Below are 14,573 nucleotides of genomic sequence, written 5' to 3'. Positions count from 1 at the left end.
TGCGATGGCATCGCAAGAAATCGAGACCCTTTCCGCCGCGCTCGCCCGCCTGCCGGGGCTCGGCCCGCGCAGCGCGCGCCGCGCGGTGCTGTGGCTGGTCAAGCGCCGCGACAAGGCGCTGCCCGAATTGTTGACGGCATTGGAAGCGGTGCGCGACACGCTGGTCGAATGCGATGTCTGCGGCAATATCGACACTCGCAATCCCTGCGGCATCTGCGCCGATCCGCGCCGCGAGGGTAAGGCGATCTGCGTGGTCGAGGATGTCTCCGACCTGTGGGCGCTGGACCGGGCAAAGCTCTTCAACGGCACCTACCACGTTCTCGGCGGCCGGCTGTCCGCGCTCGACGGCGTGCGGCCCGAGGATCTCGCCATCGCCTCTCTGCTCGACCGGGTGGAGCGGGGCGGGGTGGACGAAGTGGTGCTCGCCATGAACGCCACGCTGGAGGGGCAGACCACCGCGCATTACCTCGCCGAGCGGCTGGAGGATTTCCCGGTCCGGGTCACCCAGCTCGCCCACGGCCTGCCGGTCGGCGGCGAACTCGACTATCTCGATGAGGGAACGCTGGCACAGGCGCTCAGGGCGCGACGGCCTTTGGCGGGGTGAGATTTTCTCACACAAAGACACGAAGCCACGAAGGTCGAGTCGACGGCGCAGCCGCTTTCGGATTTCGATGGCTTGCAATCGCGATAACCGCCTGCGGCGCCATCAAGTGCCCTTCGTGTCTTCGTGGCTTCGTGTGAGCCCGACTGCCTCCGCCATCCGAAACCACAGTTGAACCCGCCGCCCACGCGCACTAAATCGGCCCTCATGGCCATCCGTGAAATCCTCGAAGTGCCGGACCCCCGGCTCAAGACCGTATCCGAACCCGTCACAGCGTTCGACGACGACCTAAAGACGCTCGTCGACGACATGTTCGAGACGATGTACGCCGCCAACGGTATCGGCCTCGCCGCGATCCAGGTGGGCGTGCCCAAGCGCGTGCTGGTGATCGATCTCCAGCCCGAGGATACCGACGCCGAGCCGGAGGAATGTGGCCACGACCACGGGCAGGGCGGGCACAGCCATGTCCACTACCCGACCAAGAACGAGCCGCGCATCTTCGTGAACCCGGAAATCCTCGACCCCGCGGAAGAGTTGGCGAGCTATCAGGAGGGCTGCCTCTCTGTTCCCGACATCTACGCCGATGTCGACCGTCCGACCACGTGCCGCGTGCGGTGGCAGGATCTGGAGGGCAACACTCACGAGGAAGACATGACCGGCCTGATGGCGGTGTGCATCCAGCACGAGATGGACCATCTCGAAGGCGTGCTGTTCATCGACCATCTTTCGCGCCTCAAGCGCAACATGGCGCTCAAGAAGCTGAAGAAGCTGCGCGAAGCGGCGTGAGCTTCGTCCGATCCGCCATCGCCGCAATCGTCTATGCCGCGCTGATGACGGCTTGGGCCTGGCATGACCGCGATCCTTTCCGCGATTCCTATCTCCTCGGCTTCCTGTTCTATGGCTTGACCTTCGGCATCGTGTTCCATGTGCTGATGAACTGGGTCGCGCGGAAGGATTCGTCGAAAACCGGCTGAGTGCGGCTGGCGTTCCCTCTCCGTTCCCTGTAAAGTGGGAAAATGGACCCCACGCTTCTCGCCATCGCCGCTATCGTGCTGGGCCTCGGGCTCGGCTATGTCCTCGGTCACCGTTTCGGCTCGGCTCCGGTAAAGGACTGGCAGGCGCGCCATGGCGAGCGCGATGCGGAGGCCAAGAACCTCGACGACAAGTTCCGCAAGGTGATCGTCGACCTCGAGAATGCCACGGTGCGCGCCGAGCGGGCCGATGCCCTCGACGCCGAACTGCGCGAGACCCGGCAGATGCACGAGAGTGCCTTGGAAGAGCTGCGCCGCAGCAACGGACAGCTGGCGTCCGAACTGGCTACGCTGAAGGAGAAGACCGCCAATTTCGACGAGCAGAAACGCCTGCTGGTCGAGGCGCGCGAGGGACTTCTCAAGGAATTCCAGAACACCGGATCTGCGGTGCTGACCAAGGCGCAGGAGGCCTTCCTCGAGCGGGCAAGCGAGCGCTTCCGCCATTCGGAAAAGACGTCCGAGGAGAGGATCAGGGCGCTGCTCCAGCCAGTCGGTGATCGGCTCAAAAAATACGAGGACCAAGTCGCCGCGCTGGAAGAGAAGCGCACCAACGCCTTTTCCTCACTCGCAACGCAGATCGAGCAGATGCGCTTGGGGCAGGAAGAGGTCCGGCGTGAGGCGCAGCGGCTCGGCAATTCCCTGACCAATGCCCCAAAGGCGCGCGGTCGCTGGGGCGAACGGGCGCTGCAGAACGTGCTCGAACAATGCGGGTTGTCCGAACACACCGATTTCCAGCTCGAACATTCGATCGACACCGAGGAAGGCCGCTTACGGCCCGATGCGATCGTCAACGTGCCCGGCCAGAAGAAGCTGGTGATCGACGCCAAGGTGTCCTTGAACGCCTACCAGGCGGCCTTCGAGGCGGAGGGCGACGAGGAACGCCGCCGCCATCTCGACCTGCACGCCAAATCGATGCGCAACCACGTCCAGACGCTGGGATCGAAAAGCTACCAGAGCCAGTTCGACGACACGCCCGATTACGTCGTGATGTTCGTGCCGGGCGAACATTTCGTCGCCGCCGCGCTCGAACACGATCCCGAACTCTGGGATTTCGCCTTCCGCAACAAGGTCCTGCTAGCCACCCCTACCAATCTGGTCGCGATCGCCCGCACGGTCGCGCAGGTGTGGCGGCAGGACAATATCGCGCGCGAGGCGGTCGAGATCGGCAAGGCCGGGGCCGAGCTATACGATCGCCTCGCCGTCGCCGCAGAACACATGAAGCGTGTCGGCGGCGGGCTCGAAAGCGCGGTCAAGAACTACAACAAGTTCGTCGGCAGTTTCGAGCGCAACGTGCTCTCGGCCGGGCGGCGCATGCACGAGAAGGGCATCGAGATCGGCAAGCGCGAGATCGAGGAGCTGCCGCAGATCGCCGAGACGCCGACCTATACCGCCGAGGACGCGGCGCAGATCGAAGACGATAGGGGCGAGGGTCGCGAAGCGGCGGAATAACCGCCTCCGATCAGCCTTCCTGCGCGAGCAGACGCAGCTTCTGCGCCGCCATATCGAGCACGTGCAGCTTGCCGAGGTAGCGCGCGACGACATCGGCGTCGCTGGCGAGAGTGTCAGCCAACGTGTCGAGCAGATCGGCCAAATCGCGCAATTCCGCACAGTCCGGTCCCGAGCGCTGCTGCGATGCGAGAAAGGCCGCGCTGGGCTGCGCGTTGGGGAACAGGTCGCGGACCTCGTGGACGATACGGTCGACGCGCTGCTGGCCGTGATGGTTCGAGGGTAGCCATTCGGCCGGATCGATCGGCGCATCGAAATGAAGCCCGGCGTATTTCTCGTCGCGCCGCATGACGGTGCCCACGGCCGACAGGCTGCCCCGGCGCAGGCAAAGGTCCTCGCCGACCTCGGGCAGTTCGCTGCCTTCGATCAGCGCGCCGGAAGGGGAGATGTTGCGCAGGCGGACATTGGCCTGCAGCCGCGGCGTGGCGATCGTCGCCGCCACGAACAGGTTCGTGCGGCTCTCCTGCCGGCGGCATTCTGCCTGCGTATCGCTCAGCGGCGGAAACATCTCCATCCCGCATCTATGGCAGACAGGTCTTGCGAATAGGTTTCCCCGAGCCTTGGGAACTACCCCTGCCGGGCCGATCCGGCGCCCTCTTCCAGTGACGCCAGGACCTCGTAGCCGAGTACACCGGCGGCGATCGCGGCGTTGAGGCTGTCGGCGCGGCCCTTCATGGGCATCGTTACGCGCAGGTCGCAGGCCGCTTCGTAGGCTTCGGGAAGGCCCTGCGATTCATTGCCGATCAGCACGAAGCAGGGGGCGGCGTAGGGCGCACCGCGATAGGGGACGGCATCGCGCAGCGACGCGGCGACGAGCTGTCCGTCACCGCCACGCAGCCAGGATTCGAATTCATCCCATCGCGCCCTGGCAAGCCGCTGGGTGAAGATCGCCCCCATGCTCGCTCGCACCGCCTCGACTCCGAAGGGATCGGCGCAATCGTCGAGCAAGATCAGCCCGCCCGCACCGATCGCGTCGCCGGTGCGCAACATGGTGCCGAGATTGCCCGGATCGCGCATGGCCTGCGCCACCAGCCAGATATTCGCGCTCGTACGGTCGAGCGTAGCGAGCGACGCGTCGAATTCGGCGAAGACTCCGGCGACCGCCTGCGGATTGCCCTTGCCGGTGATCTTGGCGAGGATGTCCGGGGTCGTCTCGATCACCTCGCCGCCGGCCTCCGAAACCGCGCGCTCGAGCGCTTCGAGCAGGGGATGCGGATCGCGGCTTTCCGAAAGCACCAGCACCTCGGGCAGGTGGCCGCATTCCCGCGCGTCGGTGAGCAGCCGCAACCCTTCGGCCAGGAAACGCCCGGCGGCCTTGCGGTGCTTCTTCTCGCGCAGCGCACGCAGCGCCTTGACGGTCGGGTTGGAGAATCCGGTGATTTGGCGGCGCACTGTCAAGGTTCGCCGAAACCGTCCTCGACCATGGCGGCCAGTTCGGCCATCACAGCCTCGGCATTCTCGCCGGCGACGATCAGCTCGATCTCGTCACCCTTCGCTGCGCCCAGCATCATCAGGCCGAGGATCGATCCGCCGGCGGCCTTGTTGGCCCCCTTTGCTACGTGGACGCTGGTACCCTCGGGCAGATCGCTGACCGCGGAGACGAACTTGGCGCTGGCCCGGGCATGCAGTCCGCGCTGGTTGACCACGGTGAGCCTGCGCCGCGCTTCGCTCAAGTGGCGGCCTTTGCCTTGGGCGGTGCCTCGTCATGGCCGAGGAATTCGCTGGCGACGGTGATGTAGTTACGTCCCGCTTCCTGAGCCGCATGCACCGCGTCGACCACCGCCATCGACTTGCGGGCACCGGCCAGGCGGATCAGCATCGGCAGGTTGATCCCGGCGATCACCTCAACCCGCCCGGTGTCGAGCAGAGAGATGGCAAGATTGGACGGCGTCCCGCCGAACAGGTCCGTCAGGATGATGGCGCCGTCGCCAGTGTCCACCGCGGCAATGCCGTCGGCGATTTCGCGCCGGCGTTGCTCCATGTCGTCGCTGGGGCCGATGCAGACCGTCACGACCTGCTGCTGGCCACCGACCACGTGCTCCATCGCCTCGATGAAGTACTCGGCGAGGTTGCCGTGGGTGACGATGATCATGCCGATCATGCGAACCGTTCCAATGAGGCAGGACTTACGTACATCGACGGTGTGCGCCCTTGCGCGCGGTGGCGGAGCAAGTCAACCGGCCAGCGGCTGCGCATCGGGGGCCTGTCCCTCGATGGCATCCTCAGCCTGGGCGTCGAGATTGCGGTGGAGCACGGTGGGGGCGTGGCCGGCCATGCGCAGGACTTCGGCCATGCGCTCCACGCAAAAAACCGAGCGGTGGCGGCCGCCGGTGCAGCCAAAGGCGATGGTGAGATAGGCGCGGTCCTGGGCCGCGTAGCGCGGCAGCAGCGCGAGCACGCAATCGGAAATCGCCGTGAAGGCCGACGCGAAAGCGGGATCTCGTTCAATATGGTCCGCCACCGCCCGATCGCGCCCGGTCAGCGGACGCAGCTGTGGGTCCCAATGCGGATTGTCGAGGAAGCGCATGTCGAACAGGAGATCGGCGAGCGGCGGCATGCCGCGAGCGAAACCGAAGCTTGTCACGGTGACGGTGAGTTCGGTCGGCGTTTCGGGTGCGAAGTGCTCGCGGACCGCCTGCTGCAGATCGTGCACGGTGAAGGAAGAAGTGTCGATGACCGTGTCCGCGGCCTGACGCAGCGGCGCCAGCAACTCGCGTTCGGCCTTGATGCCCTCGCTCACCGGTCGCCCGCGCGCCAGCGGATGGCGGCGCCGGGTCTCGTTGTAGCGCCGCTGGATCTCGCTGCTGCCGCAATCGAGGAAGAGCGAACCGGCCGCGAGGTTTTCGCGGTTGGAGAGCTCGCGGAAGCGCCGCACGATCTGTTCCGGGACGAAGCCGCGGGTTCGCGAATCGACTCCGATCGCCAACGGAACCCGTTGGTCTTGGTCGGCGCGCAGGAGTTGGGGGAGCAACCGCAGGGGAAAATTGTCGATCGTTTCCCAGCCGAGATCCTCCAGCACCTCGAGCGCGGTCGACTTGCCCGCGCCCGACATGCCGGTGACCAGCAGCAGGCGCTGCGTCGCATCGGCAGAGGGGGAAGCGCCGGAGGGCGGTTCGGCGGTCATCGCAGGCATGGTGACACATGTTATGCCGAATGTGAAACGCTTCGGCGCTCAGGCGAGACCGAATTCGACGAGCGCCTTTTCCGCCCGCAACGGAGCGATGGCATCGCCGGTGCGGAAGGCGAGCAGGGGAACGGCGATGCCTGCCAGCTGCCGGGTGGCAATCTCGGGAAAGCGCGGGGCCGCCGGATCGAGCGAGAGGACGAGCGAAACCGGAGCGGAGGTCGTCGGAAATTCGATCAGGCCGATGCCGCGCAGCTCGAGCTTGCCGGCGATGCGCGGGGGCGGCGAAGCCCACAGGCGGCTTGCGCGCGGCTCGAGAACAATCCCGTCGTCCCCCACCAGCACCGCGCCGCGATCGATCAGCGCCAGCGCCAGCGAGGACTTGCCGCTGCCCGGCGGCCCTTCGATCAGCAGCCCGCGTCCCGATACCGCCACGCAGGTGACATTGGCCAGCGGCGGCAGTCCCGTCACCGTGTCGTTATCACCGGCAGCCCCAGAGTCAGACACGCTCCGCTCTCGCCGTCGGGTCTCGGCCCGGCGGTCAGGGTCCCGTCATGGGCCTCGGCGATGGACCGCGCAATGGCGAGGCCGAGGCCGGAGTGATTGCCGAAATCCTCGCTTTCCGGGCGGACCGAATGGAAGCGCTGGAACACCTGTTCGCTGCGCTCCTCGGGAATGCCGGGACCGTCGTCGATGACGCTCAGCGTCGCCCAGCCGTCGCGCCGGTCCAGATCGATCGAGATGGTTCCGTCGGCAGGCGAGAAGGAGACAGCATTGTCGAGCAGGTTTTCGATGACGCGTTCCAGCCTCGTCGGCTCGCCCATGACCGGGACCGTGTCGCGGGTATGGGTGAAGCGGATGGCACGCCCGTCGTTCTCCTGCCGGTCCTCGCGAGTGGCGATGATGTTGGCGACCAGCACGACCAGATCGACCGGTTCGAACACCGTTCGCGACAGTTCGGCGTCGACCCGGCTGGCATCGGAGATTTCGGTAACCAGGCGATCGATCCGGCGCACGTCGTGGGTGGCGATCTCGAGCAGCTGGGCGCGCAGCGCGGGGTCCTCCACCTTGCCAAGCGATTCGGTCGCCGAACGCAGCGAGGCGAGCGGGTTCTTGATCTCGTGGGCGACATCGGCAGCGAAGTGCTCGACCGCATCGATGCGCTGGCGCAGCGCCGCTGTCATGTCGGAGATGGCGCGGGCGAGCATGCCGATCTCGTCGCGCCGGTCGGGCAGACGCGGTACCTCGACCTGACGGTCGCGGCCCTGACGCACGCGAACCGCCGCCTGGACCAGTTCGCGCAGTGGCTGCACGATGGTCCGTGCCAGGAACAGCGACAGGAAGGTCGAGATCAGCAGTGCCACCAGCACCGCCGCCGCCACCGTAGTCCGCGCCCGGCGCACGCTTTCGGTGATGTCGATGGGGTTGCGTGTTATGAGCAGCGCTTCCCCGTCGAGGCCGACCGGCGCCGCTGCGTTGATCACGTGGGTTCCGTCCGCCGCGTCGCGCAGCACGATCTGGGTCAGGCTCTCCTCGCGGGCGCGGGCCAGTTCGGGCCAGGCATCGGCCTCGTCGGTCGCCGGTTCGCGATAGTCGGGCAGCGGCGGCGCGCCGACCACCCGGTCGAACCAGCGGTCGAGCGTGAGCGCAAAGTCGCGTTCCTCGCTATCCTCGCCCGGTTGGGCATCGATCGAGAAGGTCGGCGGTCCCAAAGCGAAACTGTCCGCCTCGAGGCTGCCCTCGGGGCTGTAGAGCCGGATCCGCAGGCGCTGTTCCTTGCCGATCTGGATCAGCAGCGCCTGCTGGCGCTCGTTGGTCGCGCCGGCGAGTGCTTCGGCGGTGATCTGCGCCTCGACCAGCGCCAGCTTGAAGCGCTCGTCGAGCAGCTGCTTGCGATAGACGTCGAGATAGATCACCCCGCCACCCAGCAGCACCAGCGGCAGGACGTTGACGAAAAGGATTCGGCTGGTGAGCGAGAGCCGGCGCGACCAGCGCTGCCGCTCAACCCGCGGATCGCCGCGCAACGCATTGCCGGAATCGCCGGGCCCGCCGCCCGGCCCCTCGCGCGGCTTCGCCTCAGCCATCGGTGAAGCTGTAGCCCGCCCCGTAAAGCGTATCGATGGCGGCGAATTCGGGATCGACCTTGCGGAACTTGCCGCGCATCCGCTTGATGTGACTGTCGACCGTACGGTCGTCGACGAAGACGTCGTCGGGATAGGCCGCATCCATGAGCTGGTTGCGGTTCTTGATCACGCCGGGCCGAGCGGCGAGCGCTTCGAGGATCAGGAATTCGGTCACGGTAAGCGTCACCGCCCGCCCGTCCCACAGCACCTGGTGGCGCGCCGGATCCATCCGCAGCCGCCCGCGCTCGAGCACCGGCTGCGGGACCTCGCCCTCCGCGTTTCCACCCTCGGGGGGCAGTTTGCCCCCGCGGCGCAGGATGGCCCGGATGCGCGCCAGCAGCAGACGCAGGCTGAAGGGTTTGGCGATATAATCGTCGGCCCCCATTTCGAGGCCCGCTTCCTCATCCTGCTCGTCGTCCTTGCTGGTCAGAAAGATCACCGGCAGCAGCGACCGCTCGCGCAGCCGGCGCAGCAGCTCCATCCCGTCCATGCGCGGCATCTTGATGTCGAACACGGCAAGATCTGGCGGGTTTTCCAGCAGCGCCTTCAGCGCCGTTTCGCCGTCCGAATAGACGCGGGTGGCGTATCCTTCCGCCTGCAGCGCGATCGAGACGGTGGTGAGGATGTTGCGGTCGTCGTCGACAAGCGCGATCACTGCCCTGCCGGAATCGCCTTCGCTCGGCTGCGCGGTGGCATCGTTTTCCATCGCCGATCGCCTAGACGCTTTGCCGCCCGGTCGCAACGCGCCAGCGTGCCGTTCCGAGGCAAACAAACATCTGCAAATTGACGCTCGGGACCCGGCGTCCTATGCGCGGAATCGACAGGCGTGCACTTGCCAGAAGCACCCGACCACTCGCCAATCACCGCGTCGCATCGCGCCAGGAGAAAGACCCTTGACCGTTCCGCTTTCGCATTCGCTCGAACAGCAAGGCATCAACACCTGTGCCACGATCCATTCCAACCTTTCGAACGAGGCGCTGACCAAGGCGGCGCTGGAAAACGGCGAGGGCCGAAAGGCGAAGCACGGTCCGCTGGTGGTGGAAACCGGCGAGCACACCGGGCGCAGCGCCAAGGACAAGTTCATCGTCCGCGATTCGGAGACCGAAACCACTGTCTGGTGGGACAACAATGCCTCGATGACGCCGGCGCATTTCGCCGCGCTCGAGGCGGACTTCCGGGCGGCGCTGAAGGACAAGTCCGACCTCTACGTCGCCGACCTGTTCGGCGGCTCGCAGCCGGAATACCGCGTCAACGTACGCGTGATCAACGAACTCGCCTGGCACAACCAGTTCATCCGCACCCTGCTGGTCCGTCCGACCGAGGCGGAACTGGAGGGATTCGTCCCCGAATACACGATCATCGACCTGCCCAGCTTCCGCGCCGATCCCGAACGCCACGGCTGCCGCAGCGAAACGGTGATCGCCGTCAACCTGTCGAAGAAGCTGATCCTGATCGGCGGCACGCGCTACGCAGGCGAGATGAAGAAGAGCGTCTTCGGCATCCTCAACTACCTGCTCCCGCCGCAGGGCGTGATGCCGATGCATTGCAGCGCCAACATCGGACCCGACGGCAAGACCGCCGTGTTCTTCGGCCTCTCCGGCACCGGCAAGACGACGCTGTCGGCCGACGCAAGCCGCACGCTGATCGGCGACGACGAGCATGGCTGGTCGGACACCGCGGTCTTCAATTTCGAAGGCGGCTGCTATGCCAAGATGATCCGCCTCGATCCCAAGGCCGAGCCGGAAATCTACGCCACCACCCGGATGGAAGGCACCGTCCTCGAGAATGTCGTGATGGATGCGGACGGCGAGATCGATCTCGACGACAACAGCCTCGCCGAAAACACCCGCGGCGCCTATCCGCTCTCCTCGATCCCCAACACCAGCGAAGAGAACATGGGCCCGCCGCCCAGCAACGTCATCATGCTCACCGCCGACGCTTTCGGGGTGCTGCCGCCGATCGCTCGGCTGACGCCGGATCAGGCGATGTATCACTTCCTGTCGGGCTACACCGCCAAGGTCGCAGGGACCGAGATCGGCGTGACCGAACCGCAGGCCACCTTCAGCACCTGCTTCGGCGCCCCCTTCATGCCGCGCCATCCCAGCGTCTACGGCAATCTCCTCAAGGAACGGATCGCCAAGGGGCAGGTCCAGTGCTGGCTGGTCAACACCGGCTGGACCGGCGGCAAGTACGGCACCGGTCACCGGATGCCGATCAAGGCCACCCGCGCGCTGCTCAACGCCGCGCTCGACGGTTCGTTGAGCGAGGCCGAGTTCCGCAAGGATCCGAACTTCGGTTTCGAGGTTCCGGTGCAGGTTCCGGCGCTCGACCAGGCCGGCATCGACCAGGCGATCCTCGATCCCCGGACCACCTGGACGAACGGCGAGGAATACGATGCCACCGCGCAGAAGCTGGTCCAGCTGTTCGTCGACAATTTCGAACCCTTCGCGGAACATGTCGACCAGGGCGTGAGAGACGCGGCACCGGCGGCCGCCTGACCGGCCGAGGGCCGGTCTACGAGTTGGAGAGGAGAGCCCCCGGCGGCGAGCGATCGCCGACCGGGGGCCGAGCTTCCGGCCCGACCTCCGCATTAACGATTAGGGCCTTGGCGGGAAACCTGCTAGGTCCCCGCTGCTGACGTCGAAATTTGCGACGGACTTCGGCTTTTGACAACCGCCGCCATCCTTTCCGGTGCCGGCGTCGACCAGACGACGACTTCCTTTCTTCGGACGACCTGACGCACGACTTCGCCGCATGTCGCGGCGCGGCAACCAATGTTCTTGAAAGGAACAATTCCATGGCCAAGACCGGCTCCGTCAAATTCTTCAACACCGACAAGGGCTACGGCTTCATCCAGCCCGACGATGGCTCGGAAGACAGCTTCGTCCACATTTCGGCGGTTCAGGCCGCCGGCATGCAGACGCTCGATAAGGACCAGCGCCTCAATTACGAGGTCGAGACCGGCCGCAACGGCAAGGCGAGCGCGGTGAACCTCTCCGCCGCCGATTGATTTGCCTTCCGGGGTTTCCCGCGCCAACCGCAGGAAACCCCGGACCCTTCAACAGGAGATGTCCCTCCATGTCCCAGTCATTCGAATTTTACGATGCCCGCGCGCGCGAAGCGGCGGACGAAGCGAGCAAAGCGACGCTGGACAACGTCAGGGACCGCAATCTGCGCGCCGAGAAGACCTGGCGCGGCCTCGCCGATCAGGCGCAGCGCGTCGCGGACGATCGCCAACGCGCCGAACGCGAGCGTGCCGAGCGCCGCGCTGCCGAGGCGCTGGAAAGCTAGGCGTTTCCGTCAGGTCCGCGTCGCGGTAATATAGCGATCGACATTGGTCGCGAGCACGTCGAGCGGGGCATTGCCGCCCAGCACCACCGCATCGTTGAATCCCTTGAGGTCGTAGGCCGGGCCGAGCGCCGCCTGCGCGCGTTCGCGTTCGCGCACGATCTGGCTGTGGCCGATCTTGTAGCCGCAGGCCTGGCCCGGCCAGCTGCAGTAACGGTCAACCTCGCTCGCAACCTCCTCGGGCTTCGAGCCGTTGCGCTCCACGAAGAACGCGCGGCCCTGCTCGCGCGACCAGCGCTTGTGGTGGAGGCCGGTATCGACCACCAGCCGGCAGGCGCGGAATGCCAGCGATTGCAGATAGCCCAGCCGCCCGACCTTGAATTCGTCATAGGCACCGAGTTCGTCGGCGAGCTGTTCGGCGTAGAGCGCCCAGCCTTCGGAAAATGGATTGAAGGCGAGGATCGAGCGGATCAGCGGCAAGCGGTTGGAAAATTCGCCCTCCCACACATGGCCCGGGATCGTCTCGTGATAGGTGAGGTCGGCTAGGTCGTACTTGCGATGAAGATCGGTGGTCCTGAGATTGATCCACATGCGCGAGGGGATCGTCCCGTCCTTGCTTCCGGCCCCGCCATAGGCGCCCGGCGCGCCGGGCTCTTCCTCCGGCGGCAGACGGCGGACTTCGAGATTGGGATCGACCAGCGTGTTGAAGGCGCGCGGCATCTGGGCGGTGATCCATGCGATGCGGTCCTGGATGAACGCCATGATCTCCGCCCGGCCCGGATCGCCCTCGGCGAATTGATAGCGCGGGTCCTGCGAGAGTGCCTGCATCCGTTCGCCGACCGAGCCGGAAGTGTAGCCGATTTCGCGCAGGATGGGGTCCATCCGGGCGTGCAGGGCCTCGAGCTCGTCCAGCCCGATCTCGTGGATTTCGTCCGGCGAAAGCGTGGTCGTCGTCGCCGAGCGCAAGGCCCAGTCGTAATATTCGTTGCCCCGGGGCTGGCTCCACATTCCCGGATCGGAATCGGCCATGGCACGCTCGGCTTGCAATTCGGCGAGCTGGCGTTCGAGCGCGGTGGCAATCGGCCCGGCTTCCAGTTCGCGGGCCCGGTCGGCCTCCGCTTCCGGCAGGCCCTTGGCGCGCAGCCTCGCCCGCAGCGGTTCGGCGAACAGCTCGCCGCGTCCGGCTCGCTCCAGCGTTCCGCGCATCTGCGTCATCGCCTTGTCGAGCAGGAAGTCGGGCGGGACCATCCCCATGCCGCGCGCGGCGGCGCATCGTTCGCGCTCCCCATCGAACACCGCCGGCATCTGCTCCATGCGCGCCAGATAGGCCTCGGCATCCCCGGCATCCTCCACCGGATGGGTGGCGTCCATGAAGCGTGGCAGGTCGAGATAGCTGCCGACGTTCTGGATCACCACATAGGGTGCCTGGCGCCAGCTGCCGACCGCGACATCGCCATAGGGGAGGGCAAAGCCGTCGAGCGCAAGCTGGTAGCCGCTCTCGACGACATCCAGGTTCGTCATCGTGTCGGCATCGAGCCCCTGTCTGGGGAAATCGCGCACCCTTTGCAGGTCGCGGCGCAGGGTCGCCACGAAAAGCTCCTGTCCGCCCGCCGACTGGTCCTCGAGCCGCGAGCGCATCAGCGCATGGCGGCCGGTATCGACACCCAGGCCCGTGGCGCGTTCCGGCTCGTGATCGAGCAGATTGTAGGCGATGACGTCCAGCAGAGCGTTGGCGCCGACGATCCCGCCGGCCGGCGCCCCTGTCGCGCCATAGGTGGCGGCACAGCCCGAGAGACCCAGCGCGGAGGTTGCGCCAAGACCGGCGAGGGCCTGGCGGCGGGTGATGTCGAAGCGGGGTGAGGTCATGCGCGCCGGTGTGCGGCGCGTATCATCCCGAGTCAATCGGCCGGGCCGTTCCCCGGCAGACGCGAAGCGGTTATGGGAGAGGGATGGCCGACATCGTCCTTTCGATCGTGGTGCTGGCGGCTTTCGCGCTGCTCGGCGGAGCGTGGCTGCTTTATCGCCGGACCGGCGTGGCCAAGCAGCCGCTGCTGATGGTGCTGCTCGCGGCGATCGCGCTGGCCAATGTCGCCATATGGACGGTACCGGATCGCAGCGGCGATGCCCCGCTCGAACGGCTCGAGCGGGGCGATTGAGCTAGTCCGGAACCACCCAGCGCACGGAACTTGCATAGGTGCCGGCGACCGCATCGCCGTCGGTACCCCGCGCCGGCTGGAACCGAGCGCGCCGCGTGACGAGGTTGCAGGTGGCGTTGTCGAGTTCCGAATGGCCGGTGGATCCGGTGATCGTGCAGTTCGCCACTCGGCCGTCGGCAGCGATCTCCAGCCGGAAGCGGGCGGTTCCGGTAAGATCGCGATTGATCCAGCTGCTGCGATAATCGTCGGTCGTCACCCAACCCGCCGGATCGTTGCGCGGGCGGGCGGCGACCGGATCGATCGTCGGCGTCGGCGAGGGAACGGAGGGGGTGATCGAAGGCGTGCTGCGCGGGATCGGCGCCGGCGGGAGCGGCGGCAGGACGATATCGCGCACGTCGAACGTGGGTGGCACCGGGCGCAGGTCCAGTTCCGGCCGGGGCGCGGTGATGGGCGGGGACACGGACCACGCGGTGGCGTCGGGCACCGGCTCGGGTGGGATTTCCGGCGGCGGCGGATCCCTGACGTCGAAGGACGGGATCGGCGGTGCCTTGTCGATCACCGTGCCGGCGACCGAAAGGCCGAACACGAGCACCGCGCCGATGCCGGCATGGATGGCGATCACCGCCGCCATGCTGCCCGGCGATGCGCGGCGGGTCTGGTCGAGATAGGACATAGGCTTTCTCCTCTCACACGGGCCGCCGGTTGCGACTCTGGAGGGACGGCCTCGCCCGAACATTGTGTTAC

General features: G+C 66.5%; 18 protein-coding genes. 8 read left to right on the top strand and 10 right to left on the bottom strand.

The window, feature by feature from the left end:
- The first annotated feature begins 4 nt into the window (after nt 1-4).
- From recR to ACGHN1_RS07790, 4 genes are all read left to right on the top strand, one after another.
- Nucleotides 5-604 (top strand): recombination mediator RecR, encoded by a 600-nt coding sequence (recR, locus tag ACGHN1_RS07805; protein WP_390550041.1) that lies wholly within the window; start codon nt 5-7, stop codon nt 602-604.
- Between the two features lie 204 nt (nt 605-808).
- The gene (def, locus tag ACGHN1_RS07800; RefSeq protein ID WP_390550039.1) at nt 809-1,387 is read left to right on the top strand and encodes a peptide deformylase; all 579 of its coding nucleotides are present in this window, start codon (nt 809-811) and stop codon (nt 1,385-1,387) included.
- Nucleotides 1,384-1,575, top strand: a complete 192-nt coding sequence (locus ACGHN1_RS07795; RefSeq protein WP_390550038.1) for a hypothetical protein — start codon at nt 1,384-1,386, stop codon at nt 1,573-1,575. Before def ends, ACGHN1_RS07795 begins: the two co-directional genes overlap by 4 nt.
- A 42-nt stretch (nt 1,576-1,617) precedes the next feature.
- Nucleotides 1,618-3,081, top strand: coding sequence for a DNA recombination protein RmuC (locus ACGHN1_RS07790; protein WP_390550036.1), 1,464 nt, complete (start codon nt 1,618-1,620; stop codon nt 3,079-3,081).
- Nucleotides 3,082-3,091: 10 nt separating this feature from the next.
- Here ACGHN1_RS07790 and ACGHN1_RS07785 read toward each other — a convergent pair whose 3' ends face one another.
- The 8 genes from ACGHN1_RS07785 to ACGHN1_RS07750 all read right to left on the bottom strand — a co-directional run bounded on the left by ACGHN1_RS07785 (nt 3,092) and on the right by ACGHN1_RS07750 (nt 9,091).
- Entirely contained in the window at nt 3,092-3,646 is a 555-nt protein-coding gene (locus ACGHN1_RS07785; protein WP_390550035.1) for a PilZ domain-containing protein, read from the bottom strand.
- A 59-nt stretch (nt 3,647-3,705) separates the two neighbouring features.
- Entirely contained in the window at nt 3,706-4,536 is an 831-nt protein-coding gene (locus ACGHN1_RS07780) for a TrmH family RNA methyltransferase (RefSeq protein ID WP_390550033.1), read from the bottom strand.
- Entirely contained in the window at nt 4,533-4,811 is a 279-nt protein-coding gene (locus tag ACGHN1_RS07775) for an HPr family phosphocarrier protein (protein ID WP_390550031.1), read from the bottom strand. Before ACGHN1_RS07775 ends, ACGHN1_RS07780 begins: the two co-directional genes overlap by 4 nt.
- Nucleotides 4,808-5,239 carry a PTS sugar transporter subunit IIA gene (locus tag ACGHN1_RS07770; RefSeq protein WP_390550030.1) on the bottom strand — a complete coding sequence of 144 codons (432 nt, stop codon included), beginning with the start codon at nt 5,237-5,239 and terminating at the stop codon, nt 4,808-4,810. The genes ACGHN1_RS07775 and ACGHN1_RS07770 overlap by 4 nt, the downstream gene beginning before the upstream one ends.
- A 72-nt stretch (nt 5,240-5,311) precedes the next feature.
- A complete protein-coding gene (rapZ, locus tag ACGHN1_RS07765) occupies nt 5,312-6,262 on the bottom strand; it encodes an RNase adapter RapZ (RefSeq protein ID WP_390550028.1) in 951 nt (316 codons plus the stop codon).
- A 48-nt stretch (nt 6,263-6,310) separates the two neighbouring features.
- Nucleotides 6,311-6,769 carry an HPr kinase/phosphorylase gene (locus ACGHN1_RS07760; RefSeq protein WP_390550026.1) on the bottom strand — a complete coding sequence of 153 codons (459 nt, stop codon included), beginning with the start codon at nt 6,767-6,769 and terminating at the stop codon, nt 6,311-6,313.
- Nucleotides 6,730-8,346, bottom strand: coding sequence for a stimulus-sensing domain-containing protein (locus tag ACGHN1_RS07755; RefSeq protein WP_390550024.1), 1,617 nt, complete (start codon nt 8,344-8,346; stop codon nt 6,730-6,732). The genes ACGHN1_RS07760 and ACGHN1_RS07755 overlap by 40 nt, the downstream gene beginning before the upstream one ends.
- Complete coding sequence (locus ACGHN1_RS07750) at nt 8,339-9,091, bottom strand: response regulator transcription factor (RefSeq protein WP_390550022.1); 753 nt, start codon at nt 9,089-9,091, stop codon at nt 8,339-8,341. Before ACGHN1_RS07750 ends, ACGHN1_RS07755 begins: the two co-directional genes overlap by 8 nt.
- 187 nt (nt 9,092-9,278) lie before the next feature.
- Here ACGHN1_RS07750 and ACGHN1_RS07745 point away from each other — a divergent pair, with 187 nt between their 5' ends.
- The 3 genes from ACGHN1_RS07745 to ACGHN1_RS07735 all read left to right on the top strand — a co-directional run bounded on the left by ACGHN1_RS07745 (nt 9,279) and on the right by ACGHN1_RS07735 (nt 11,676).
- Complete coding sequence (locus tag ACGHN1_RS07745) at nt 9,279-10,883, top strand: phosphoenolpyruvate carboxykinase (RefSeq protein WP_390550020.1); 1,605 nt, start codon at nt 9,279-9,281, stop codon at nt 10,881-10,883.
- 299 nt (nt 10,884-11,182) lie between these two features.
- Nucleotides 11,183-11,395 carry a cold-shock protein gene (locus ACGHN1_RS07740; protein ID WP_390550018.1) on the top strand — a complete coding sequence of 71 codons (213 nt, stop codon included), beginning with the start codon at nt 11,183-11,185 and terminating at the stop codon, nt 11,393-11,395.
- Nucleotides 11,396-11,463: 68 nt separating this feature from the next.
- The gene (locus ACGHN1_RS07735) at nt 11,464-11,676 is read left to right on the top strand and encodes a hypothetical protein (RefSeq protein ID WP_390550016.1); all 213 of its coding nucleotides are present in this window, start codon (nt 11,464-11,466) and stop codon (nt 11,674-11,676) included.
- A 9-nt stretch (nt 11,677-11,685) separates the two neighbouring features.
- On the opposite strand, the gene ACGHN1_RS07730 is transcribed toward ACGHN1_RS07735, so the two are convergent.
- Nucleotides 11,686-13,539, bottom strand: a complete 1,854-nt coding sequence (locus ACGHN1_RS07730; RefSeq protein WP_390550014.1) for a DUF885 domain-containing protein — start codon at nt 13,537-13,539, stop codon at nt 11,686-11,688.
- A gap of 83 nt (nt 13,540-13,622) precedes the next feature.
- On the opposite strand from ACGHN1_RS07730, the gene ACGHN1_RS07725 reads away from it, so the two are divergent.
- Entirely contained in the window at nt 13,623-13,829 is a 207-nt protein-coding gene (locus ACGHN1_RS07725; RefSeq protein WP_390550012.1) for a hypothetical protein, read from the top strand.
- A 1-nt stretch (nt 13,830) separates the two neighbouring features.
- On the opposite strand, the gene ACGHN1_RS07720 is transcribed toward ACGHN1_RS07725, so the two are convergent.
- Nucleotides 13,831-14,502, bottom strand: a complete 672-nt coding sequence (locus ACGHN1_RS07720; protein WP_390550010.1) for an energy transducer TonB — start codon at nt 14,500-14,502, stop codon at nt 13,831-13,833.
- Between the last annotated feature and the right edge of the window lie 71 nt (nt 14,503-14,573).

It is taken from the genome of Qipengyuania sp. MTN3-11, from assembly GCF_042851825.1.
In the GTDB taxonomy this organism is placed as follows: domain Bacteria; phylum Pseudomonadota; class Alphaproteobacteria; order Sphingomonadales; family Sphingomonadaceae; genus Qipengyuania.
This window is presented reverse-complemented; position numbering and strand designations above follow the sequence as displayed.